This window comes from Galbibacter mesophilus (genome assembly GCF_023721415.1).
Classification (GTDB): domain Bacteria; phylum Bacteroidota; class Bacteroidia; order Flavobacteriales; family Flavobacteriaceae; genus Galbibacter; species Galbibacter mesophilus.
Map to the genome: position 1 here is coordinate 812,491 of NZ_JAMQVC010000002.1, position 24,503 is coordinate 836,993.

At 39.2% G+C, this 24,503-nt stretch carries 16 protein-coding genes; 2 read left to right on the forward strand and 14 right to left on the reverse strand.

Annotated elements, in window-relative coordinates; genetic code table 11:
• Positions 1 to 64: 64 nt before the first annotated feature.
• On the forward strand, positions 65 to 1,183 hold the full coding sequence (gene dnaN, locus NDQ75_RS10365) for a DNA polymerase III subunit beta (RefSeq protein WP_202027405.1): 1,119 nt from the start codon (positions 65 to 67) through the stop codon (positions 1,181 to 1,183).
• A 329-nt stretch (positions 1,184 to 1,512) separates the two neighbouring features.
• Here dnaN and cmk read toward each other — a convergent pair whose 3' ends face one another.
• The 12 genes from cmk to NDQ75_RS10425 form a co-directional block, all read right to left on the reverse strand.
• The gene (cmk, locus tag NDQ75_RS10370) at positions 1,513 to 2,205 is read right to left on the reverse strand and encodes a (d)CMP kinase (protein WP_202027406.1); all 693 of its coding nucleotides are present in this window, start codon (positions 2,203 to 2,205) and stop codon (positions 1,513 to 1,515) included.
• A 254-nt stretch (positions 2,206 to 2,459) separates the two neighbouring features.
• Positions 2,460 to 4,910 carry an endopeptidase La gene (lon, locus tag NDQ75_RS10375; RefSeq protein WP_202027407.1) on the reverse strand — a complete coding sequence of 817 codons (2,451 nt, stop codon included), beginning with the start codon at positions 4,908 to 4,910 and terminating at the stop codon, positions 2,460 to 2,462.
• Positions 4,911 to 5,221: 311 nt separating this feature from the next.
• Positions 5,222 to 5,413 (reverse strand): hypothetical protein, encoded by a 192-nt coding sequence (locus tag NDQ75_RS10380; RefSeq protein WP_202027408.1) that lies wholly within the window; start codon positions 5,411 to 5,413, stop codon positions 5,222 to 5,224.
• Between the two features lie 59 nt (positions 5,414 to 5,472).
• The gene (locus NDQ75_RS10385; RefSeq protein ID WP_202027409.1) at positions 5,473 to 6,063 is read right to left on the reverse strand and encodes a hypothetical protein; all 591 of its coding nucleotides are present in this window, start codon (positions 6,061 to 6,063) and stop codon (positions 5,473 to 5,475) included.
• A 95-nt stretch (positions 6,064 to 6,158) separates the two neighbouring features.
• Positions 6,159 to 7,871 carry a sulfatase family protein gene (locus NDQ75_RS10390; RefSeq protein WP_202027410.1) on the reverse strand — a complete coding sequence of 571 codons (1,713 nt, stop codon included), beginning with the start codon at positions 7,869 to 7,871 and terminating at the stop codon, positions 6,159 to 6,161.
• A gap of 78 nt (positions 7,872 to 7,949) precedes the next feature.
• Entirely contained in the window at positions 7,950 to 9,872 is a 1,923-nt protein-coding gene (locus NDQ75_RS10395) for a sulfatase-like hydrolase/transferase (protein ID WP_202027411.1), read from the reverse strand.
• Positions 9,873 to 9,875: 3 nt separating this feature from the next.
• Entirely contained in the window at positions 9,876 to 11,330 is a 1,455-nt protein-coding gene (locus tag NDQ75_RS10400; protein ID WP_202027412.1) for an arylsulfatase, read from the reverse strand.
• 32 nt (positions 11,331 to 11,362) lie between these two features.
• Entirely contained in the window at positions 11,363 to 12,733 is a 1,371-nt protein-coding gene (locus NDQ75_RS10405; RefSeq protein WP_202027413.1) for a DUF2231 domain-containing protein, read from the reverse strand.
• Positions 12,734 to 12,830: 97 nt separating this feature from the next.
• Positions 12,831 to 13,865 (reverse strand): NHL repeat-containing protein, encoded by a 1,035-nt coding sequence (locus tag NDQ75_RS10410; RefSeq protein WP_242513617.1) that lies wholly within the window; start codon positions 13,863 to 13,865, stop codon positions 12,831 to 12,833.
• Between the two features lie 73 nt (positions 13,866 to 13,938).
• A complete protein-coding gene (locus tag NDQ75_RS10415; protein ID WP_202027415.1) occupies positions 13,939 to 15,402 on the reverse strand; it encodes a DUF1501 domain-containing protein in 1,464 nt (487 codons plus the stop codon).
• 15 nt (positions 15,403 to 15,417) lie between these two features.
• Positions 15,418 to 18,669 carry a DUF1553 domain-containing protein gene (locus NDQ75_RS10420; protein WP_242513618.1) on the reverse strand — a complete coding sequence of 1,084 codons (3,252 nt, stop codon included), beginning with the start codon at positions 18,667 to 18,669 and terminating at the stop codon, positions 15,418 to 15,420.
• Between the two features lie 357 nt (positions 18,670 to 19,026).
• The gene (locus NDQ75_RS10425; protein ID WP_202027416.1) at positions 19,027 to 20,478 is read right to left on the reverse strand and encodes a sulfatase; all 1,452 of its coding nucleotides are present in this window, start codon (positions 20,476 to 20,478) and stop codon (positions 19,027 to 19,029) included.
• A gap of 251 nt (positions 20,479 to 20,729) precedes the next feature.
• Here NDQ75_RS10425 and NDQ75_RS10430 point away from each other — a divergent pair, with 251 nt between their 5' ends.
• The gene (locus NDQ75_RS10430) at positions 20,730 to 21,503 is read left to right on the forward strand and encodes a DeoR/GlpR family DNA-binding transcription regulator (protein ID WP_202027417.1); all 774 of its coding nucleotides are present in this window, start codon (positions 20,730 to 20,732) and stop codon (positions 21,501 to 21,503) included.
• 93 nt (positions 21,504 to 21,596) lie between these two features.
• Here NDQ75_RS10430 and NDQ75_RS10435 read toward each other — a convergent pair whose 3' ends face one another.
• Together NDQ75_RS10435 and NDQ75_RS10440 are read right to left on the reverse strand one after the other, a co-directional pair.
• Entirely contained in the window at positions 21,597 to 23,216 is a 1,620-nt protein-coding gene (locus NDQ75_RS10435; RefSeq protein WP_202027418.1) for a sodium:solute symporter, read from the reverse strand.
• A gap of 2 nt (positions 23,217 to 23,218) precedes the next feature.
• Entirely contained in the window at positions 23,219 to 24,412 is a 1,194-nt protein-coding gene (locus NDQ75_RS10440; RefSeq protein ID WP_202027419.1) for an aldose epimerase family protein, read from the reverse strand.
• Between the last annotated feature and the right edge of the window lie 91 nt (positions 24,413 to 24,503).

Genomic DNA, 24,503 nt, shown 5'->3' on the forward strand with positions numbered 1-24,503 from the left:
AAGTTATTTTCCGTAAAAAAATCAATTAAAATATCTTTGTAAGTGTTAGAAAACTGAGCATTCCATGAAATTTATAGTATCTAGTTCTTATTTATTAAAACAACTACAAGTTTTAGGTGGTGTTATTAATAACAGTAATACATTACCTATTCTCGATAATTTTTTATTTGAATTAAACCAAAACCAACTTACGGTATCGGCTTCTGATTTGGAAACGACCATGAGTGCTATTTTGGAAGTAGATTCAGATTCTGAAGGAAGTATCGCCGTGCCAGCTAAACTTTTGTTGGATACGCTTAAAACCTTCCCAGAGCAGCCACTTACATTTGTAGTGGAAAATAACAACACTATTGAAATAAGCTCTAACCACGGTAAATATGCTCTGGCATACGCCGATGGTGCTGAATTCCCTAACTCAGTAGAATTGGCTGATGCTAGCTCTACCACCATTTTAGGAGATATATTGGCTACGGCAATTAGTAAAACCATTTTTGCTTCTGGAAACGACGATTTGCGCCCGGTGATGAGTGGTGTATTTTTCCAGTTTTCTCCTGAAAACTTGACGTTTGTAGCTACTGACGCTCACAAACTGGTAAAATATCAAAGACATGACGTTACCGCTTCTCAAGTTGCGGAGTTCATTATGCCGAAAAAACCTTTAAATCTGTTGAAGGGAATTTTAGCAGGTAGCGAAAGTGACGTTACTATTGATTACAACGAAAGTAACGCGAAATTTACATTTGATAACATTGAGTTGGTTTGCCGATTGATTGATGGAAAATACCCCAATTATGAGGCGGTAATCCCAAAAGAAAATCCAAATAAACTAACTATCGACCGTTCTCAATTCTTTGGTTCGGTAAGAAGGGTTTCTATCTTCTCTAATAAAACAACACACCAAATACGTTTAAAAATTGCTGGAGCTGAGCTAAATATTTCTGCTGAAGATGTAGATTATAGCAACAAAGCCGAAGAGCGCTTAACGTGTGATTACCAAGGTGATGATATGGAGATTGGATTTAATTCACGTTTTTTAAATGAAATGTTGAACAACCTAAGTTCCGACACTGTTTCATTGGAAATGAGCTTACCTAACAGAGCCGGAATTCTAACCCCAATTGATGGATTGGATGAAGGAGAACACGTTACTATGTTAGTAATGCCCGTAATGCTAAACAACTAAAAATTTTATTCCTCAAATTACCTTGTCGAGTAAACTATAGCTAACTAATTATATATAGGTAAAACCCCGTCTAAATTGTGTGTTAATTTAGCACGGGGTTTTTTATATTCTATGTCTGATAGACATCACTTTTTTCTGTTATCCATTATTCATCCTGTTTAATAAAATAACGTTCCAATTAATTATAGCATGTAATGCACTTTTAGAAGAACAATGCGTCTAAAAAACAAGGTCGGGCTACTCAATTAATGTAGCCCGACCTCGTAATATCGAAAACCGCACAAAGCGGATAGATTTATTAATGACGAAGATTTAAGTATAGGATGCCGTTACGCTTTTTCAATCACACGAAGGGAATAATTATGAATACGTTCAAACTGCTCGTCAATACCCATATCGCTGTTGTCAAACTCAATAGCATCCTCTGCTTTAACCAATGGAGAGTCTTCACGGGTAGTATCGATATGGTCTCTTTCCTGAACGTTTTTCAGTACATCTTCATACGCCACATCCTCTCCTTTATCGAGCAGTTCTTTATAACGGCGAATAGCCCTTTTATCTGCGGAAGCGGTCATGAATAACTTTAATTCAGCATCGGGAAAAACCACCGTACCTATGTCCCTGCCATCCATTACCACGCCTTTTTCAATACCCATTTTTTGCTGTTGCTCCACTAGTTTTTGGCGCACTTCCGAAATAGCAGCTACCGTACTTACTACATTGGAAACGCGAAGGGTCCTAATTTCGTTCTCTACATTTTCACCGTTCAAAAACATATCTGCATTGCCCGTCTCTTCATTCTTTTGAAATTTTAATGAAATGGATGGGAGATCCGCAATTAAACCATCACTGTTTTCTCCATTTTCCCCAACATATCCCTTTCGAAGGGCGTACAACGCTACTGCGCGGTACATGGCACCTGTGTCCACATACACATAATTGAGTGCTTTTGCCAATTGTTTTGCAATGGTACTCTTTCCAGTAGAGGAAAACCCGTCTATAGCGATGGTTATTTTTTTCATTATTTGATTTTATGTTATCTATCCTATCGCAATGTCCCCTCGAGCGGAGTCGAGAGGTCATTTTACAATTCAACAACTTGTTAATAAAAGTAATATAAAGCTCCAAGATGGGCTTCGACAAGCTCAGCCTGACAATAGCATATTTAGACCTAAACTAGAATTAATTGCACAAACTATAATTAAAGCATCAAGCTTCTGTCGTCAAGCTTCTAGCATCCAACTTCCGTCTTCTGTCTTCTGTCTCCCGTCTATACCTACAACTCCTTTGCGTTTTTAACCTTTTGGTTGGTAATCGCGATATCGATCACTTCGCTCATTTCGTTTACATAGTGGAATTTAAGTCCTTTTAAATACTCTTCCTTAATTTCCAATACATCACGACGGTTTTCATTACACAAAATCAACTCTTTTATATGCGCTCTTTTGGCCGCTAATATTTTTTCCTTGATACCGCCCACAGGAAGCACTTTTCCACGAAGGGTAATCTCTCCCGTCATCGCAATGTGCTTTTTCACTTTCTTTTGCGTGTATAGAGAAACCAAAGAGGTTAACATGGTAATACCTGCACTTGGTCCGTCTTTTGGCGTAGCACCTTCCGGTACGTGAATATGTACATTGTATTTTTCAAAAATACTTGGATCTATCCCAAGGCTTTCTGCATTCGATTTAATGTATTCCATAGCAATGGTAGCAGATTCTTTCATCACCTTACCAAGGTTTCCGGTAATACTTAAATTTCCTTTCCCTTTAGAAAGAATGGATTCAATAAATAGAATATCACCACCGACGCTCGTCCAAGCGAGTCCGGTTACTACTCCAGCCACATCATTGTTTTCATATTTATCGCGCTCCAATCTCGGTGCTCCTAATATTTCCTCAACGTCTTTTACCGAAACTTTTACGTTATACTCATCTTCCATGGCGATGGATTTTGCAGCATAACGTACCATTTTGGCGATTTGTTTTTCCAAACTACGCACACCAGATTCACGGGTGTAACCTTCCACTATTTTTTCTAGCTCCTTCTTCCCTATTTTGAGATCGTTTTTGGTCAATCCATGTTCTTCCAATTGCTTCGGAAGTAAATGGCGTTTTGCAATTTCCACTTTCTCTTCAATAGTATAACCGTTTACATTGATGATTTCCATACGGTCGCGCAACGCAGGTTGTATAGGACCTAAATTGTTGGCTGTAGCAATAAACATCACTTTGGAAAGGTCGTAGCCCATTTCCAAGAAATTATCGTAAAACTCTTTATTTTGTTCAGGGTCTAATACCTCCAACATCGCTGAAGATGGATCGCCGCTGTGACTTACAGAAAGTTTATCTATTTCATCTAGAATAAATACGGGATTAGACGTTCCTGCCTTTTTCAACGATTGGATGATACGCCCTGGCATAGCTCCAATATAGGTTTTTCTATGTCCTCGAATTTCCGCTTCGTCACGAAGTCCACCCAACGAAATTCTAACATATTCCCTACCTAAAGCCTCTGCAACCGATTTCCCAAGAGAGGTTTTACCAACCCCCGGAGGTCCGTATAAACAAAGAATAGGCGACTTCATATCGTTTCTTAACTTCAGTACAGCCAAGTATTCAATAATACGCTTTTTAACATCTTCCAATCCGTAATGATCGCGGTCCAATACCTTTTGAGCACGCTTTAAATCGAATTTATCTTTTGAAAATTTATTCCAAGGAAGATCTAAAAACAGATCCAAATAGTTACGCTGAATGGAATACTCCGCCACTTGCGGATTCATACGCTGCAATTTCGCCAATTCCTTTTCAAAGTGTTCTTTTACCTTAGTATCCCACTTTTTCTTTTTGGCTTTTAAGCGCATCTGCTCAATCTCTTCCTCATAAGAACCGCCACCCAATTCTTCTTGAATGGTTTTCATCTGTTGATGCAAGAAATACTCGCGTTGTTGCTGGTTTAAATCAGATTGAACCTTAGACTGAATATCGTTTCGTAAGTTTAACTTCTGAAATTCAACATTCATATACTTCAAGGTTGCCAAAGCACGCTCTTGAAGGTTTTTCGTTTCCAGTAATTTTTGCTTATCCTTCACTTCCAAATTCATATTGGAAGAAATAAAATTGATAAGGAACGAGTTACTTTCAATATTTTTTATAGCAAAAGAAGCTTCCGAAGGAATATTCGGACTTTCCTTTATAATTCGCAATGCCAAGTCTTTAATAGACTCTATAATAGTGGAGAATTCCTCATTTCCTTCCGCTGGTTTTTCTTCCGGCAGGTCTTTAATACGTGCTGTAAAATAAGGTTCTGCGGAAGTAATTTCTTCAATCTCGAAACGTTTTTTCCCTTGAATGATAACAGTTGTGTTTCCGTCAGGCATTTTTAATACTCGAAGGATTCTTGCTACCGTCCCTGTGGTATTTAAATCTTTTACCTCTGGGTCTTCAACGTTTTCATCTTTTTGGGAAACCACTCCAATAACTTTATTCCCGTTGGAAGCATCCTTAATCAATTTTATTGATTTGTCGCGACCTGCAGTGATGGGAATTACCACCCCTGGAAAAAGCACGGTATTCCTTAAAGGAAGTATAGGCAAGGTTTCCGGTAATACCTCATTGTTTATTTCCTCCTCATCTTCGGGAGTCATTAATGGGATTAATTCGGCGTCGTCGTCAATGTTATGCAATGACAAACTGTCCATATTTAAAAATTTGTTGTTACTCATAGTTCTTTATAAGTCATTCTGTCATTCAGAATGGATTGTATTATTCTTCTTTTTCAGTAGGATAAAGCGCTCATAGCTTACATTTTACATAGAAATGAAAGTTTGTAGGCATTTTATCATCCTATTAAGACAATACTTGTGCCAATTATGGGTCACCATCCGTTTTTTATTACTATACTTTGTTATCTCAGCACAACCAACTATCCTGCAAGAACTTTGTATTTAGGTTTCAGAACCCACTTTTCTCCCTTTTTAAAGAATTTTTTACGTGCTACCACCATCTTTTTAGGTCTTTTCACGAAGTTTTTAGGTTACATCGTTAAATTTTTAGGTCTTGTACCTAAACGTTTAGGAAGACCAGCTAAACTTTTAGGTGTTTTACCTAAAGTTTTAGGCTTAGAACCTAAAGTTTTAGGTTCGGGACCTAAAGTTTTAGCCTCGAGACCTAAAATTTTGGCTTCGGGACCTAAAAATAGCTTGTTCGATGTTAAAAACTTCGTCATCGAGCCTAAATGATAGGTATTTTGAGCTAAACAGAAGTTATTTTTACCTAAATAGTCGGTTATTTTAACCCTGTGAGCTTGTTGGTGAGTCCGAAAAATATTAGCAAAGTGATAATGACACCAAATAAAAATAGTAAATAGGCTTGTTTTTTAGGGGTTATGGAAAGAACATTCCGTTTCATTTTGCGTGCATGGGCTCCAGATATGTGACCAAAAAAAGACAGCATTGCCAAGCCGTAATAGGGAATAAAGAATACGTTAGAGGGATACTTATTTATTCCTGTAGCGCCATAGTAAAAATTGGTGTCTAAATTCAGTTCATACCTTCCTTTGTAAACAGCCGCCAAATGCACCAGTAAAAATAGAGCCAAATACACTCCAGAAATCATTTGTATTTTTTCAAAAGAATCTGTTTTGCCTTTTCGCTTTTTAAAAACCAACCATAAACCACTCGCTATTTGGAATAAAAAAGCAGCAATGATAATGGGCTCGATAAAAACATTGCGGTAGAATTTCCGCAAAGAATCCATCACTGCTATGTGTGTTTCTATACTGAAAACACTCGTTAAATGATTAAAAAAATGTAGCACAATAAAAACGGTAACCGCGATGCCCGATATAAAATGGAGCCTTTTTAGGGATGGATTCATAGCCGATGTAGAAATAACAAAATGGAACTAACAACTCATATTTTCGATTTTGAGAAGAAAAGATTGAATTACCTTTCAAATACTGGCATTAATTTTTATTCCTCTACTACGAACTCACTCGGTTTAAAACCAATACGATGTGCGCGTACTACCAATTGTTTATCTTCTTTATTCTGAATAGGTCCTTGGTAAATTTGCCATCTATCGCCAGGTTTTTCATCCTTCCCAATCCATTGAAAACCGATGGAAGCTCCCTCCGTTTCACAATCTAAGACCCAATTTCCTTCTGAATTTGTTGCCTTCGGAGTCGCCGTTTGCGGTTCTTCAAAATAACTTTTTCTTTGGGCTAGATATTCTTTCTCTGGAATCATTCCCAAATCATTCGTTTGTACAATCCACTTATCCATGGCTTCAGATAGTTCTTGTACCTTCTCCTTGTATTTTGGGTCTGAAGCCAAATTATGTAGCTCATTTGGATCCTTAAAAGTATCAAACAATTCGATGGAATCTTTCGTTTTTCTAAACCACTGTGCTTGGTATTCGTTAAGTTGCCCCAAGGAGTCCAACCGAAGTAATTCTTGCATAATCGGCATTTGCTCGCGGTAACTTACCGGTAAATAATACGGTTGATTGGGAAGGTAATTTCTTATAAGCTTAAATCGTTTATCCTTTACTGCTCTCAATCGGTCGTGCTTAAGATCAAAACGGTCTGCTGCGGCAAAAATATAGTCTCTTTTTTCAGCATTCGCATGTTTACCCATCCAAGCCCTTCCATCTACATAATCTGGAATTGGAATACCAGCTAAGGATAGTAAAGTGGGTTTAAAATCCACAAAGCTGATTAGCTGATCATCAACTTGTTCTGCCAACTGTTTATTTGGAAACCTGATGATCATAGGGACTTGTAATCCAGAATCGTACAACGTTCTCTTTTCCCTAGGTAATGGTCCGCCATGATCGGAATACCAAAATATCACCGTATTTTCCAAAAGGTTTTCGTCTTCCAACTCCTTCAGAATCTCTCCAACCTTTTGATCTAATAATTTAACATTGGAATACATTCTACGCACATCGTTTTTAGCAACTTCCGTAGTAGGCAAATAAGGCTTTATGGGTACATCTAAATCTTCAGGAACCAATAACGAATCTTTCGCATGGGCCCATATTTTGGATTCATGGGTAAGATTAAAATTAAAAATAGCAAAAAAGGGTTCATCACCATCCCTGTTTTTCCAATGCGCATTCTTACTGCTTTCATCCCAGGCAGTCATCTCGCATCTAAACTGATAATCTTCTTTATCATTATTGGTGCAATAATAGCCGGCTCTTCTTAAATATTCACTGTGCATATGAACTCCCGGCGGTACGTTGGCTTCATAAGTGGTTACTTCATAATTTTTAAGCTGTTCATCGCTTACATGAAAACTAAACCATGGCCCGGTACGCATATGCATTGTTCCAGATTTGGTTGGATACATTCCCAATGCAAGGGCTGCCCGGCTCGGTGCACAAACCCCCGATGGGGAATATACATTTGTATAAGTAACTCCCTCCTTAGCTAAGCGACTTATATTGGGGGTTGTAATGGTAGAATCTCCGAAAGTTGGTAAATACGGACTTAAATCTTCTGCGACAATCCATACGATATTTGGTTTATCTGGAAGGTTCAGGCCGCTGTAATCAACTACTGCAGATTTATCTAATACCGACCCCGAAGGATTGCTGTTTTTCGGTTCTTCTTTACACGAAAACAAGAATATTGTCAGAATTGAGACAATACTTATTTGAAGAATCTTTTTAATTTGCATAAACTATATGTTTTTTCAGTTTAAAATTTTTAAATTCTTTCAGAAATTAAAAGCACATTTTTTGGTGGCGAAAATGGCTTATCTTGTTAAATCGACTTCCTCTCCGCAATTATGCAAAGCATATTTCACAGACCAACTGATAAATGCCGAAAACATAAAATCTTTGTAGGGCACTTTTTCTGATACATTTCCGCTTTTCTCCTTTAAAACATCTTTAAGTATGGGAACTAAAGGTTTGGCCCGCTCTCCTACAAGTTCAATGCTTCTTGCTGCCTGCAATGCCAACCACCCCCGTTCATCCTGAACCCATTTCGCTAAGACCTCTATCGCTTTTGCATTATCTTTTTCCATTAAAATATATTCCGCTGCCGTAATCTGCACTGCTGGTGATGGATCGTTTAAAAGTCTTTCCCATAAAGACATAAACTCTTCTGAAGGTAGTTCTGATGCCTTTGAAGCTATCAGTCCCCAATAGCGCACACCGCTATCCTCGTTTTCCATAGCGGTTTTAATTGCACTAATATCTTTATAACCAACCAGTTCCGCTGCCTTTAGAATTTCCTTCAATGGGTATTCTTTAGGATCATGCGCCATTTCATACGGAGTTGATTCCTTAGACCTTAACATATATTCAGCTTCGGGTAAGAATCCCGTATCCCTATATTCAAGAATCCATTTATGAAGTGTATTTCGATATTGTTCGACTTTCTCCTTAAATTCTGGTAAGTTGGCTAAGTTTTCCAACTCATAAGGATCGTTCCTTAAATCATATAACTCCTCTGGTGGCTTGGCTTCGTACATTCTTTCCGCTTGGGCAGGTAAAGCTCCCGCATGATAGCGACGGTGCAAGTCTGCAAAACTTTCTTTCTTATCGGAAAAAATAAACCCGGTCTGTATATAAGGAAGTTCAGGTCTATAATTGCGAACATAGATATAGCGATCATCAATTACGGCCCTTGCCATGTCATACATATTATCGGCTCTGCTACGAGCCCCAAAAACGTACTCTCTTGGTACATAGTTGTCATCAAAAATTGCATTTCCCTCGATGGTCTCTGGAATGGGCGCATCCACCAAATCCAAAACTGTTGGCACGAAGTCCACAAAACTTACCAATTCATTATTTACAGTACCTGCCGAAACCCCTTTAGATTTTCTATACTTTTCTGGGATGTACATTAAAAAGGGTACATGCAAACCAGAACTGTACAACCATCTTTTATAGCGGGGCAAACCTGGCCCGTGATCTGAAAAGAAAAATACTATGGTATTTTCTTTAAGTCCGTCGGCTTCCAGACCTTCCAATATTTTCCCTACAAACTGATCGAGATTGGAAATATTGTCATAATAATGTGCCCAAAGATTTTTAAACACATCCGACTTGGGATGATACGGAGGAATTGGTGCTTTCGCTGGATCATGAAAAAAAGAGGTATCCAAATCTTTTGTATTCTTCTTCCAGTTTTCAGTGTGGTTCACACTACCTTCGTGTGTATTACCATATACAAAATAACTAAAAAAAGGCTGATCACCTTTACGGTTTCTCCACGGAAACGTATCCTGTGCCCAGTAATCGTAAAGTCCATCATGATCAAAATTGTAATCGGATTTACTATAGTTACTGGTAAAGTAGCCTTCTTTTTTTAATATCTCCGGAAGGGTTTTTATAAATTCAGGTCGCTCTATATCACTTCTAAGGTGCTGTGTTCCGAGGGAGGTTGCATATCTACCCGTTATAAGTGCAGAACGGGAAGGAGAACATATTGGTGCCGTTGCGTAAGCTCTGTTGAAGACAATACCTTCTTTGGCCAAGGCGTCCAGGTTTGGGGTTATAGCGAAATCGTCACCATAGGCGCCCAAGTGTGGCCCAATGTCTTCACAATTAATCCAAATAATATTTGGCTTTTCATTTTGCATTGTGTTTGGTGTTGCCCACAGATAAGAAATCTGGCAGGTCACCAACAAGAAAATTATCCCCTTAAAGCTACGCTTCACATCCATTCATCATTCATTTGCTTGATTATTCTTCGGCATAGGAAACTCTTTTGAAGGTGTTCGGGCATCCCGTAATAGTATTTCCATTTCTTCAACCAATTCCGGGTGCTCTGAGGCCACATTGTTGGTCTCCCCTGAATCTTCTTTCAAATTATAAAGTTCCAACGCGGCATCTGGGTTTTCTTCCATATTCCTTCGCACTGCCTTCCATTTTCCTTTTCTCAGGGCTACACTGTACCCTTTTTCTGGAAATTCCCAGTACAAATATTGGTGCTTTGGTTGTTCTTTGCCCAATAAAGCTGGGAGATAGGAAATACCATCGATGTTCTCAGGAGGTTCAACGCCTGCCAGCTCACTTGCGGTTGGGAGAAAATCCCAAAAGGCACTAATATGTTCACTTTGGGTATTGGGATTTATTTTTCCAGGCCATCGAGCAATAAACGGAATACGAATTCCACCTTCGTACAAGTCCCTTTTACCTCCTTTGAAAGGGCCATTACTATTAAAAAATTCAGTGAATTCCATGTTAGGCATAGGGCCGTTATCACTGGTAAAGATGACCAAAGTGTTTTCATCCAACCCTTTTTCTTTCAACTTATTAAGTATTTTTCCTACATCACTGTCCAGCCGAGTAATCATTGCAGCATACGCTTTGGTCTCCCTGGGCCAATCTTTATCCGCGTAAATACCTAAATCGGGAATTTCCTGTCGATACCCTTCCGGGGCTTCCCCATTATCGTGCGGAATGGTAAAAGGCAAGTATAAAAAAAAAGGCTTATCCTCCTGCTTATCCAAAAAATCCATGGTTTCTTCCATGAACAAATCTTGGGAATACTCCACCTTTTCTTCCGTATGGCTTCCCAGTCCGCGATGCCAAGCGGTACTGTCTTGGTAGACTACTTTATTTTCTAAAAATTCTTTTTTACCGTTTCTAAGAAGGTATTCAGGGTAATAATTATGGGCTAAGACCTGATCCAAGTATCCGTAGTAACTATCAAAACCTTGTTTTAAAGGGTCTCCTGTAGAGTTTTCAATACCCAAACCCCATTTTCCGATTAAGGCTGTTCGGTAGCCGGCGTTTTTTAGGACTTCCGCCACGGTAACGGCTTCATCGGACAAAGGTATTTGTCCGATTGGGTCGGCCTGCTTATTTCCACGAATCTCAGCGTGGCCCATACTCATTCCGGTCATCAAAGCGCAGCGTGAAGGTGCACAGACCGTATTTCCCGCATAATGTTGCGTAAAACGGATGCCTTCTTTGGCCATTTTGGATAATGCAGGAGTTTCAATAATTTCTTGACCGAATGGCTCAATATCGCCATAACCCAAATCGTCTGCCATAATAAAAACGATGTTCGGCTTTTCTGTATGCTTCTCTACAACATCTTTTGAGGAATGTTCGTTCTTCTTGCATCCGAAGAATACTGCTATTATCAAAAGAAAAGCCGTGATATTTTGTTTCATCGTTTACTGTTCTGATGGTTAAAATCCAAAATCTATAATTGCTTCTGTGGCATAAAAACTTTTAAATTTTCGTTTGCCTGTTTCAATTTCTGAACCCCTGCTTCTGTGACTTCCGTATTGCCTAAATAAACTCTTTTCAATTCTGTAAGATTCCCTATTGATGACAAACAATCATCCTGAACGGAGGTTCCATAAAGGTTCAACGCCTCCAAATGCTCCAAAGAACTAAAATGGGTGACTTCACTACAGCTAACATTTGTATCATTCAATTCCAGGCGGGTAAGATTTTTAAACCTGGAGATTAATCCTAGTCCTCCACTTTCAATTTCCGTACCGCTCAAAGACAGCCAGGTTATGTATTCAGAGACTTTTTCCAGTTCGGAAAATTGTTGTTCAGACAATATTTTTTCCGTAAAGGTGATGTCCAATAGATTGTTATCCTCCCCTAGTTTTCTAACCAAAAAGCCTTTCTTCTCCAAACTGTTTAGGGTAACGGTGTCCAATGCCGGCAGGTTTACTTTTGTGTACCAAGGTCTGGGTTTGGTATTGATAAGGTAATCTTTCAGTAAAATATCCTGAATATCCTTATCCACCTCCAACCCCACTAAAGTATCTTTAAATGAAGCGCCCTGCTCAATCCACCATTCTACCAATTTCACTTCATTGTACGTTAAAACATCCTTGGTGGGCGGCATGTATTTTATTTTTTTGGGGGACATGCTGATTCTTTTGAAGAGTTCACTGGCCTTGGGGTTTCCTGCCACCAATGTATTTCCACTAAGTCCGCCTTTCTTTAAAGAATCGATTACCTCCATGTTCAATCCGCCTTTGGCTACCTCGGTATTATGGCAAGCAACACATTTTTCTTGAAATATGGGTGCGATAAGATCTTGATAAACCAATACTGAATCTGGTGACCTTTCGATGGAATTTCCAGACGATTTCTTTTCTTTTTTTCCTGAAGAAACAAATCCAGGTGCGTATGCGGTTAAATAATCTTCTCCGTGGGTCAGGTTCCCTCCCTGATGCCCTTCAACGGACAATAATATTATTACAAGTACATTGAAAACCGTTTGGACAGGTTTACCAAATTTCTGCGGGTTCCTTTTTAAATAAAAACCAACGAACCCAATTAAAATAAAGGCAACGCCCAACCATCTGTGTACAAAAAGTTCTTCTTCCACATATAGTCCGGTCGAAGCCAAAAACCACCCGAAAAGAGCCGCAAAAATACAACTGATGCTACCCAAAAGCCAAGCAAAGGATACCGGACCTGTGAACTCTTTTTTGGTGAAATAACCGTACCACTCCAATAAAATGGCCAATAATAAAAACCCTATAGGAAGGTGGACAATTAAAGGGTGCAACCTACCCAAAAAGGTAGTTGTATCTAATAGAATCATGTAGTATGTACTTAAAGTTTAGTTTGGTTTGACGGAAATTTATTTAGCGTTAAAGGTTCCTTAGGTATTTAAAAACAGGCTCCCAATTATTCAGCGTTTAAACCCTATGTAGTTTAACCGGATATGTTTTACCAGAGAACCATTGCGGTACATATATATTTTCATCATTGTCGATACAGACATCATGTGGATTCAAAAAGGTATGGCCATCGTATTCCGGTTTTTGAAACTCCCCGTTGACATATTTCGGGGCACTTCCCCCTGGTAGGGAAACCACTTCATTTTTTTCATTAAGAACAGCCACCATACCATCGTAAATCCACCAATTATCAGTTACAATCACAGCAAAATAAAGGTTTTTTCCATGGATCACAGGCCTACAAATGGAAGCTCCCGGAAGTTTAATAGTCTCGAGATATTGCCCATCCATAGTAAACCTTTTGAATTCCTGTTTACTTCTAGAGGTAATGAGCAAGCAAGGATTATTGGGATCCCTGAGGTCCACCGTAATCCCGTGGCAACAATCAAACGTAGTATCCGTATCCCCTTTCCCGCCGAAATACCTTATAAATTCGCCTTTGGAATTGTATTGGGTTATATAATTTTCCCCATAACCATCAGCAATATAAATATCCCCATTGGGTGCAACCGCCGTTTCCGTTGGCTTGAACAGATCATTGGTTTTATAACCGTCATATTCTTTTGGGGCATTAAATGTGTGGATAATCTTTCCGTCAAGGGTAGTTTTAAAAACCTTATGGATTTCAGGGTCAGTAATCAAGAGGAATTGATCGCTTCCTTCCCCAGCAAGGGTAAGTCCATGGGCACCAGGGAAATTATCGCCCCAGGCATCCAACACTTTACCCGATTTATCGTAAATAAGTATGTTTTTATTGTTCTTTCCAGAGACGGTTAAAAAAAGCCTTCCATCCGTGCCCATTACCATTTCATGGCAATCGTTAATAGGTACTATTGCGGGGTCCTGCACACCCCATTCTTTATCCACTTTATAGGTGAAATCACCATGACCTATAATCTCGCCCTGCTTAAAAGTTGATTTTCTTTGTGCCTGGCCTAAGCCAATAGTAGGTAAAACCATGCCTGCCGAAGCGGCCAGCATGGTTTTTTTCATAAAATCTCTTCTTGGTTGGTTTTTCATTTATACTGAAAAAATTATAATGTTAGTAATTAGCTGATTTCTTAGTTTAAGAGAGGATTTCATTGACCACTTTTCCATGAACGTCCGTAAGTCTAAACCTTCTTCCTTGATATTTATAGGTTAAGCGCTCGTGATCTACGCCCAACAAATGCATCAATGTAGCTTGGAAGTCGTGCACATGAACCGGTCTATCTGCAATATTATATCCAAAATCGTCCGTTGCACCTAATGTCATACCTCCTTTAATTCCGGCACCTGCCATGAAAACGGTAAAACATTTTGGATGGTGGTCCCTTCCATAATTTTTAGGTGTCAGCTGTCCCTGCGAATAACTGGTTCGTCCAAATTCGCCACCCCAAATTACGAGGGTATCTTCCAGCATTCCCCTTTGTTTTAAATCGGTAATTAATGCTGCTGTAGCCTGATCGGTATCCAAGCACTGTTGTTTAATGGCATTTGGTAAGTCGCCATGCTGGTCCCATCCTTGATGGTACAGCTGTATGAACTTAACATCCTTTTCTGCCAACCTTCTTGCCAACAGACAGTTGGCGGCAAAAGTTCCCGGTTTCTTACTGTCTTCACCGTAAAGGTCGTAAATATAATCTGGCTCATTTTCAGTACTCATGATTTCCGGAACGGACGTCTGCATTCTATATGCCATTTCATATTGGGACATTCTCGCCAAAATTTCAGGATCCCCAATATCCTCATGCTGCATTTTTTCCAGTCGGTGAAGGTAATCAAGTTGTTCTCTTCTAACTTCTCCTGTAACCCCCGGCGGATTGGTAAGATACAGTACGGGATCTTTTCCCGCCCTGAACTGAACCCCTTGGTGTTGGGAAGGTAAAAAACCGTTCCCCCAAAGCCGCGAATACAAAGGCTGTCCCATTTTATCTTTGGTAACCAAGACCACAAATTCGGGTAGGTTTTTATTATCGGAGCCAAGACCGTAGCTCACCCAAGAACCGATGGAAGGCCTTCCGGGCTGTTGCGATCCAGTTTGCAAAAAGGTAATCGCTGGATCATGGTTAATGGCTTCCGTATACATGGACTTTATAAAGCAAATATCATCAACTACTTTAGAAGTGTAAGGCATCAGGTCGCTCATCCAGGCACCGCTCTCCCCGTGCTGCTTAAAATTGAATATACTTCCTGCCATAGGCAAAGCTGCTTGTCCCGCAGACATTCCAGTAAGACGCTGACCACCCAACACACTGTCCGGTAAATTCTCTCCGTTCATTTTTTGGAGCATCGGCTTGTAATCGAAAAGGTCCAACTGTGAGGGTGCCCCACTTTGGAAAAGATAAATTACTCTTTTGACTTTCGGCGGAAAATGAGTTCCTGCTGCGCCTCCTAAATTCAATAAAGGTGCTTTTGTCGGCTCGTTTGCCAACATACTCATAGGACTTAGCAATGAACCAAAACTTAAGGCTCCTAGTCCTAAGGAAGTCTTCATGAGAAAATCCCTCCTTGAAAATTTTGTATTATGATGATGATCGTTACAGTTCATTTTTTTAGGTTTTCATTATCGTCTCATAAAAGCTTCATCGTGGTTCAAAATAGTACTGGAAACCATAGTTAGCGCAGCGGTTTTTTCTTTGTTCAATGCTGTATTGAAATCTTTGGCACCGACTCTCAGAATTTCGTTTGTAGCACTTGGTGTTTTTTCGAAGTATGCTAATTGTCTGCTGTAAAGTTCCTTTAACAATTCCACTTCCCCTTCCGAAGGAGTAATACTTGTTGCCAACCTAAATGCCAAGGTTATCTGCCTGTCTATGGAGTCTCCGCCTTCCATTTGCACACGCTCTGCCAACACACGTGATGCTTCTACGAATTCTTCATCATTAAGCAGCACTAAAGCCTGTAATGGCGTATTGGTATTTTCCCTTTCCACGGTACATACATCCCTTGTAGGCGCATCAAATGCAGACATTGCTGGATGCGGTGATGTTCTTCTGATAAACGTGTACATACTTCTTCTGTAAAGACTATCGCCTTTAGAAGCCTTGTAATTAAGGAGCATGTGGGAAAAAGAGGATTTTTCTGCCCAGAGATCGGCAGGCATATAAGGCTTTACGCTTTCCCCGCCAACGGTTCTCACTAAAAGTCCGCTTGCCGCCAATGCGTTGTCCCTAATAAATTCCGCAGGCAATCGGTAGCTGTTGGCCCGCGACAGGTAAACATTTTCTGGATCTACCGAAGCCATTTCGGCCGTAGGGGTGGAAATTTGCTTATAGGTATGGGACATTACCATTTTTTTCAGCAATGCTTTTACGTCCCAATTATTTTCGCGGAAATAAATGGCCAGCCAATCTAATAGTTCGGGGTGTGTAGGTAAATTTCCCTGTACACCAAAGTCTTGTGGCGTATCGACAATACCCTTCCCAAAGACCATTTGCCAGTAACGGTTTACTGCTACCCTTGCTGTGAGTGGATTTTCATCCATAAAAAGCCATTTGGACAGTCCCAATCTGTTTTTAGGAAAGTCTTCCGGGAACGGTGGCAATGTACTTAATGTATTTGCATATACGGTATCCGAAGGCTGGTTGTATTCCCCTCGTTCGTAAATGAAAGAAGTACGTTTATGAGGCATTTCTTTCATCACCATAATTTCGCTAACTGGGTTCATCACTTCCAACCAATCAGAACGGAGCGCTTTCAATTTTTTCTTTTGCTTTACTACGGCTGGATCTTTTGCTACCCAATATTCCTTTACGAGAGTTTCATCAGCCAAGGCCGGTTCGTCGTTTTGTAAACTATCGGCCTCCTTCATCAATAGTTTAACCTCTCCAAGCGAAAGCGTCCTTTCATATAAATATATCTCATCCACTCGTCCTTTAAACAAGCCGTTTTCACCTGAAAAGTTTCTACCGCTTTTTCCAATTTTCACGGGACGGTACACAATTTTATCAGGTTTTACACCAGCAATCGTTTTAATGGATTTGTATAGGTGATTGGTAAGGACCTTCGTTTTTACTTTTTCACCATTGATAAATATTTCCACATCATTGGCATCAGCCGTTCCGCTGTAGTTAAAAGCAACATGGTTCCAATTATTAGTTTTTATGGAATCCAATGACTGTACGTGAATAATATTAGATGGCAATGCGTGAATAAGACGAACATTCAACCTATTTTTATTATCGAGGTAAAATTCCCAACCGCGCCAATCATTATTTTTATCACCAGTAGTACCCAAAAGCGTTTGCGTTTTCTTTTCGTCCCTTTTGGTTGTATTTACCCAAAGCGCCGCGGAAAAAGCGTCTGTTAATTCAAAATTTGGTGTGTCGTTTATTTCAATAAAATCGAAATCCCCATCTATTTTTACCGATTTTCCAGCAGCCCCATCAAGCGACTCCAAATCTTTTTGCGCATACGTATTCTTATTGTTATCAAAAACATAGTAATTATTGTTTTTACCTTTGTTGACAGATTTTTCCAAAGGTAAATGTGCTACCAAACCTTCAGTCTTATGAGTCTTTGGAATTTGGTTCATAAAAGTTTCCAGATCCATCAACTCCTTTTTGGTAAGTGCTAAATCTTTGGAACCTTTCTTTATCGCCTCATTAAGACTATCTATTTTATGTTGTTCTTCATCGGTTGTTAATTGAAGAAGCGGACCGAAATTACCATCGTCTCCAGTCATTCCCAGTTCTTTTACGTTATTGAAAAAAGCAGACATTTCGTAATAGTCCTTTTGGGAAATGGGATCGAACTTATGGTCGTGGCATTTCGCGCAGGCCACAGTGAGTCCTAAAAAAGCTGTACTTGTGGTTTCTGCCCTATCAAAAACATAACTCAACCGATATTCTTCATCGATTACGCCACCTTCTCCCGTCATGGGGGTATTCCTGTTGAAGGCCGTGGCTAGAATTTTTTCCCTGTCGGGATTCGGTAGCAGATCGCCCGCCAATTGCCATGTTACGAACTCGTCGTAAGGCATGTTATTTTTAAAAGCCTTGATTACCCAATCGCGCCATGGCCACATATTACGCCAACCATCTGCATGGATCCCGTGTGAGTCGGCATAACGGGAAAGGTCTAACCAATCCAGTGTTAACCGTTCTGCGTTAGCATCAGAGGACAGGTATTTATCCACCATTTTTTCATACGCCTGCGGACTGTCATCATTTAAGAACTGATCTAATTCCTCCAACGTAGGAGGCAATCCAGTAAGGTCGATTGCCAACCGGCGCAGTAACTGCTCCTTGTCAGCTTCAGGGGAAAACTTAAAGCCTTTCGATTTTAATTTATCATAAACAAAATTGTCGATTTCGTTTTCTATGTTCGGACTTTCACTGCTGAAATCCGGAATCTTTGTCTTTTCAGGAGGAATATATGCCCAGTGCTTTTTCCACTCGGCGCCTTGTTCCACCCACTTTAAAATAAGTGCCTTTTCCCTAGCGGAAAGCTTTAAGTGTGAAGACTCCGGTGGCATCATCATTTCCTTGTCTTCCGTTAAAATCCTCGATATCACTTCGCTATTTCCAGGATTACCTGAAACAAAGGCACGGTTGCCACTTTCCAGTTTTTTGAACATTTCGTCTTTTAAGTCCAATCGCAAACCTGCCTTACGCGTATTGGCATCCGGACCATGGCAATTGAAACAACGATCGGAAAGGATTGGTTTTATATGAAAATTGAAATCCACCTCTTCCGGTAGATCATCATAAGCTACGGAAACCTCTTTGGGCACGTCATACCCACAGGACGCAAAAAATAGCATTCCTGCAACAGCACTCAGCTTATAAATTGTTTTTATATCTGGAATTCTCATTATTTCTATAAGTTTAGAATTCGTTTAATAGTTTTCTTAATTCAAACTAATATAAAGTCATACAGACTATAAGATAAGTTTTGAAAAAAATTATACCTAAAAAATCTGAGATCCTGCAAATCTTTCGATATAAAGTATAATTTCTTATTCCGCCATTAAATAAATCAACACACAACTATTAAATTTTATATTCATAATTATTGATTTAAAAAAATACGGAATGTGCAATATAACAACATCTTAATTAAGATACACATTATATTTTATCAATTTATTAACTTTTTTTACAATTCTCAAATTGATCTTCTTTTAAAGAAAAACCGAAATTCTTTAAATTTAAAAGACATTTTTGATTCGTTAATTGTTCTCGGGTAAGTTTAACTTCTTTTGTAAGTTACTTTTTATAGAATTATAGACGGTGTCCTGGCTAAGGTTTATATATTCTTTAGGATCTTCAATCTTGTTATAAAGCTCTGTTCCATCCTCACCCTTATTCCACTCCGTATAACGCCAAGAGGGCGTTCGAATACTCTTTCCGCTCAAAAGTTTTCCTTTTGCCGTACTTTTTTTATTTGAACGGGCGACAGCGGTTATGGCCTCTCCTTCTGTCTCTTTCTCTTTTCCTTGCAGCAGTGGCAATAAACTCTGGCCTTGAAGATAGGACGGCCCTTTAAATCCGTTGGCCTCTGCAAGCGTAGGGTAAAGATCTATAAGCTCTGCAAATGAAAGCTCTTTTGGTTGCGTTGCATTCGGTAAGTAGACAATCAAAGGAACTCTTGTTGCTTCTTCAAATAAATTCATTTTTTCCCATAGGTTGTGTTCCCCCAAATTATATCCGTGATCACTCGTAAATACAATAATAGTATTGTCTTTTAATCCATTTTCTTCAAGTGCCGATAATAGTTTTCCTACTTGTGCATCGATAAAAGAAACACAGGCGTAGTAAGCTCTTTTTATTTCTTTTTGCTGAAGCGAGTTTAAATTCTGTCCCCCATATTTCTTAATACATTCCTCTATTGCTATGTTTGGCACATCCTCCAAATCGTTTTCAGGCACGTTTGCTACCTCTATGTCATTCAAGTCGTATAAATCAAAAAATTCTTTTGGAGCGATGTATGGAGTATGTGGCCGAAAAAAACCTACAGCCAAGAAAAAAGGATCGTTCTTAAACTTTTTCATTAATTCAATGGCTTCGTCCACAACCAATTCGTCTGTGTGCTTTTCTTTATGGGAACCATCAGCGTGATAAGCAAGTGCCAAACCCAACCCATGATTTGGTGTATAATTTATAACACTATCTTCCAGTTTTTTCTCATAACCTTTCGGATTCACTCTTTCCGTCCAAGAAATCGAATCATCCAAACCATTGGTTCCTATTTGACTGGGTACTCCGTAGTGAAAAATTTTTCCCACGCGCGCACTTTTATATCCTCTATTTTTAAAATACTGCGGAAGCGTCTCTACGGAAGGAATGGTAGTTCTAAAATCTTTTGTATTTACCCAAACTTTGGTAGTATCGGGACGTAAACCTGTCATAATGGACACTCTGCTTGGTCCGCATAACGGAAACTGGCAATGCGCCTGAGTAAATTTAGTTCCTTTTGAAGCCAATGAATCCAAATGGGGAGTTTCAGCCATTGCTTCCCCATAACAGCTAAGCGATGCATTTAAATCGTCTGCCATGATAAAAAGTACATTGTATTGTTTATCCTCCTTTTTATCAGCTTTTGAACACGAATACCCTAAAATAATCATCAATAAAAGATGAACTCTTATCAATTTAGGCAACCAAGATTTTTTCCGATGCATACTCTTTATTATTCTTTATCATTCAAAATTTGAAAGTGTCAGTTATAAAATATAACTTTCTAATAAAAAGCAATTTACAATTTAAATAAACCGTTCTGATTCAATAGTTATGTTTTAAACAAAAAAGATGTAATTTGGTAGACCGTCATAAATTTAATGGTGTGAATGGAGCAGATTCATTAACAAATAGCTTAAAAGGGTTTGTTATGCACCAAGCTAATGTATATTTGCTAAAAATGCGCGTTTAAAATATGGACCGACATCAACGACTTCAAAAAATACTTCACGAGCTTTCAGAAAAAGAAAAATTAGATGTAGATGAAATTGGCGATATGCTATCTATCTCTCCGGCAACCGTAAGAAGAGATTTTAATTATTTAGCCAAACATTATAAGGTAAAAAAAACGTGGGGCGGGATAGCCATTGGTGATTCCAACAAAACTATGGACTCTATGTTGCCTTTGCAGGAAAGACAAACCATTAATATTGGGGCTAAAAAGAGCATTGCCGAAAAAGCGGCCAGCTTAGTAAGTGATGGGGACATCATATTTATAGATGGAGGTACCACCACTTTGGAAATGGTTCCGTTTCTGGTTGATAAAAAAGTTACCATCATTACCAATTCCATTTTAATTGCTCAAAAGGTTGAAACGATGAACAATCGTTTTACTTCGGAAGTTTTTCTTACTGGTGGAATGCTTTATCCCAATTCTGGTTTAATTGTTGGTCCGCAAGCATTGGACGGTATAAAGAATTTCAATGCGCAATGGACGTTCCTATCTATCGGCGGTATCTCAACTGATGGACCTACAAATTCCAATGTTCTTGTGGTTGAGACAGAAAAAGCGATGATTGCCCAAAGTGAAAAGACGGTTATTTTAGCAGATTCAAGTAAAATATGCAAGAAGGACCTTGTTAAAGTATGTGATTTTCAAGACATTGAAATTATTATTTCTGAAAAGAGTGATAAAGACAAAGAACTTCAAGAAATGGTAAACACCAATACGGAAATCCTATTCGTTTAATTTTGACGAAAAATCAAGTTAAACATTGAACAAAATGGGATGAATCTTAGTTCACCCCATTTTAATTTTTCTATAATCATTGAAGTCAGTCATTTAGTTGCCATCAAAAAAGAGCATAATACCTGCTACAATGGCTAAAATTACAATGGAAATTACCACATCTACCCAATTGTAACTGTTTTTATTATTTCTTTTCTCTTCTTCGGAAATGGTTCCAAAGGTTAGGTTTTCAATTTTTTCTTCGGAAGGTGCCGGTGACAGAAGGCTCACCGCTACAATAAGAAGCACGCAGAAAAGGAAGAACCATGATGAAAAGTTTAAAAAGTTCATACTTCCCAAATAATATAAAAACCCTTCTGGGTTTAGCGAACTTTTTACCAGTTCCAGAACTATTCTAAAAGCAGCCACTGCCAAACCGGTTACCAAGGTTACAAAAGCTCCCTTCGCATTGATTCTTTTGGAAAAAATACCCAACAGAAAAACAGCGGTAATTGGCGGTGCAATGTACGCCTGGACACTTTGAAGGTATTCATACAGAACCCCGGAAATATTCGACATGATTGGAATCCAAATAATTCCGATAATAACAATAATCACCGTGGCTATTTGTCCTGTCCTTACCAATTTCTTTTCAGGAGTGTTGGGTTTCAATTTCTTGTATATGTCAACCGTAAACAATGTTGAACAAGAATTGAACACCGAAGCCAACGAACTCATAAGTGCGGCCAACAATCCCGCTGCTACAAGTCCGCGCAGACCCGATGGCAGTAAATTACTCATAAGAACGGGAAAAGCTTCATCTGGGTTGTCCCAATTTAATTCGCCCCTCATTTTTAAAGTAAGAGCTATAATTCCAGGAACCAAAAACAGGAATACAGGTAGGAGTTTTAGCAAAGCACCAAAAATGGTCCCCCTTCTCCCCTCTTTAATGTTCTTGGCAGTTAGCGCTCGTTGCACAATGTACTGATCCGTACACCAATACCAAACCCCGGTAATGGAACTAGCTATAAGCAAAGGCAGCCAAGGAAAGTTTGGATCGTTCATGGGACGCCACATATCCAAATATTCGGGTCCCACGGTTTCCGTCATACTTTCCCAGCCCCCAACTTTATCCAGACCGATAAATGTTAGAGCGGCGGCTCCGATAACTAGAATTATTGCTTGAAGGGTTTCCGTGTAGACCACGGCCCGCATTCCGCCCAGGACCGTGTAAAGGCCGGTTAGTACAACTGTTCCCAGAGCACCCGTCCAGAAATCGATTCCCAGCAAAGCAGCCACTACAACACCTCCCGCATAAATGGTAACCGAAATTTTGGTAAGCACATAAGCCACAATTGAAAACACCGACAATACCCATCGGGAACGGGCATCGAAACGTTTTTCTAAAAACTCCGGCATGGTAAAAACTCCGCTACGCGCATAAAAAGGTAAGAATACCCAGCCCAAAAGGAGCACAACCCAAGCATGGATTTCATAGATAAGCATAGGAAGTTTATCGCCTGCTCCTGCACCGGCCAAACCAACCACATGTTCCGACCCAATGTTGGAAGCGAAAATGGAAGCACCAACTACAAACCAGCCAACATTCCGACCGGCAAGAAAGTAATCTTCTGTATTGTTCTGTTTTTTACGGATTACCCAAATGGCAATCCCTATAAGCACGGCAAAATAAATGGATATGGTAATCCAGTCTAAAGTATCTAATAATTGCATGGTTATTTGGTTGTAAATTTAAAGGTTGTTTTGGTTGAATATTTTTCTCCCGGCTGAAGAATTACCGATGGAAAGTCAGCTTGGTTAGGTGAATCTGGATAATGTTGCGTTTCTAAAGCGAAACCAGTTCGTTTGGCATATTTTCCACCACCTTTTGCAGGAAGGGTGCTATCTAAAAAATTTCCTGAATAAAATTGAAGTCCGGGTTGGTCACTATAAATTTCCAAAAGCCTTCCACTGTTAGGTTCAAAAGCGGTGGCTACCAAACGCTGCCCTTGGTTCTGGTCATTAAGAATCCAACAATGGTCGTAACCCAATCCTCGTTTTAATTGTTCATTCACGGCATCAATTTCCTTGCCTATTGCTTTGGGTTGTTTAAAATCAAACGGTGTGTTTTTTACCTTTTTAATTTCACCAGTAGGAATTAAAGTTTCATCAATGGGCAAGAAAGCATCTGCGTCTATCATGATTTCATGATTTAAAATACTTTCGGAAAAATTACCCGTCAAATTAAAGTAGGAATGTTGCGTTAGATTGATTATTGTTTTTTTATCAGTAGTAGCTTCGTAATTTACATGCAGAGCATTTGTATTGTCTAAAGTATAAGTCACCCTAACATCGAGGTTTCCAGGGTAACCTTCCTCCATATCAGCACTTTTGTAAGACAATTGCAGGGAAACGCTGGAATCTTTTTTAATGGGTTTTACATCCCAAATCACCTTGTCGAAACCCTTATTCCCTCCATGTAAGTGGTTTTTATCATCATTTTTAGCCAACGTGTACAAATGGCCATCCAATGTGAATTTTCCATCTTTTATTCTATTTCCATAACGACCAATAATAGCTCCAAAATAAGGTGCTGGTGTTAAGTAATCTTCTAAGTTGGAAAATCCCAAAACCACATCCTCGAGCTTTCCATCTCTATCAGGTACTTTTAAATGGGTAATGATGCCGCCGTAATCAATAACATCCACTTGCATCCCATTTCCATTTGTTAGCTGGTATTTAGTTACCTCTTCCCCCGTAGGAAGCGTGCCAAACTTAGCTGTGCTAATCTGAAAATTAGAAGATGAAATTATAGAAGAATCTTCTGAGTTTTCATTAGAAGATTTTTTAGCTTTTGTATTACATTGAAGCAAGGTAAAGATAGCGCAGATAGCCAATAGATACGCTCCGCTTCGCTTAAAGAGGTTCATAACTTAGTTAGGTGTTAGTGGTTAATTAGTTATATTACAAACCCATATTTATTCTGGAATCGCAAGCAATGCATTCTTAGAATTGAAAGGC

What these genes read in the sequence shown, in the direction of transcription:
- dnaN (WP_202027405.1), top strand. Translation starts at nt 65, where the DNA reads ATGAAATTTATAGTATCTAGTTCTTATTTATTAAAACAACTACAAGTT.
- cmk (WP_202027406.1), bottom strand. Translation starts at nt 2,205, where the DNA reads ATGAAAAAAATAACCATCGCTATAGACGGGTTTTCCTCTACTGGAAAG.
- lon (WP_202027407.1), bottom strand. Translation starts at nt 4,910, where the DNA reads ATGAGTAACAACAAATTTTTAAATATGGACAGTTTGTCATTGCATAAC.
- NDQ75_RS10380 (WP_202027408.1), bottom strand. Translation starts at nt 5,413, where the DNA reads ATGACGAAGTTTTTAACATCGAACAAGCTATTTTTAGGTCCCGAAGCC.
- NDQ75_RS10385 (WP_202027409.1), bottom strand. Translation starts at nt 6,063, where the DNA reads ATGAATCCATCCCTAAAAAGGCTCCATTTTATATCGGGCATCGCGGTT.
- NDQ75_RS10390 (WP_202027410.1), bottom strand. Translation starts at nt 7,871, where the DNA reads ATGCAAATTAAAAAGATTCTTCAAATAAGTATTGTCTCAATTCTGACA.
- NDQ75_RS10395 (WP_202027411.1), bottom strand. Translation starts at nt 9,872, where the DNA reads ATGGATGTGAAGCGTAGCTTTAAGGGGATAATTTTCTTGTTGGTGACC.
- NDQ75_RS10400 (WP_202027412.1), bottom strand. Translation starts at nt 11,330, where the DNA reads ATGAAACAAAATATCACGGCTTTTCTTTTGATAATAGCAGTATTCTTC.
- NDQ75_RS10405 (WP_202027413.1), bottom strand. Translation starts at nt 12,733, where the DNA reads ATGATTCTATTAGATACAACTACCTTTTTGGGTAGGTTGCACCCTTTA.
- NDQ75_RS10410 (WP_242513617.1), bottom strand. Translation starts at nt 13,865, where the DNA reads ATGAAAAAAACCATGCTGGCCGCTTCGGCAGGCATGGTTTTACCTACT.
- NDQ75_RS10415 (WP_202027415.1), bottom strand. Translation starts at nt 15,402, where the DNA reads ATGAACTGTAACGATCATCATCATAATACAAAATTTTCAAGGAGGGAT.
- NDQ75_RS10420 (WP_242513618.1), bottom strand. Translation starts at nt 18,669, where the DNA reads ATGAGAATTCCAGATATAAAAACAATTTATAAGCTGAGTGCTGTTGCA.
- NDQ75_RS10425 (WP_202027416.1), bottom strand. Translation starts at nt 20,478, where the DNA reads ATGCATCGGAAAAAATCTTGGTTGCCTAAATTGATAAGAGTTCATCTT.
- NDQ75_RS10430 (WP_202027417.1), top strand. Translation starts at nt 20,730, where the DNA reads ATGGACCGACATCAACGACTTCAAAAAATACTTCACGAGCTTTCAGAA.
- NDQ75_RS10435 (WP_202027418.1), bottom strand. Translation starts at nt 23,216, where the DNA reads ATGCAATTATTAGATACTTTAGACTGGATTACCATATCCATTTATTTT.
- NDQ75_RS10440 (WP_202027419.1), bottom strand. Translation starts at nt 24,412, where the DNA reads ATGAACCTCTTTAAGCGAAGCGGAGCGTATCTATTGGCTATCTGCGCT.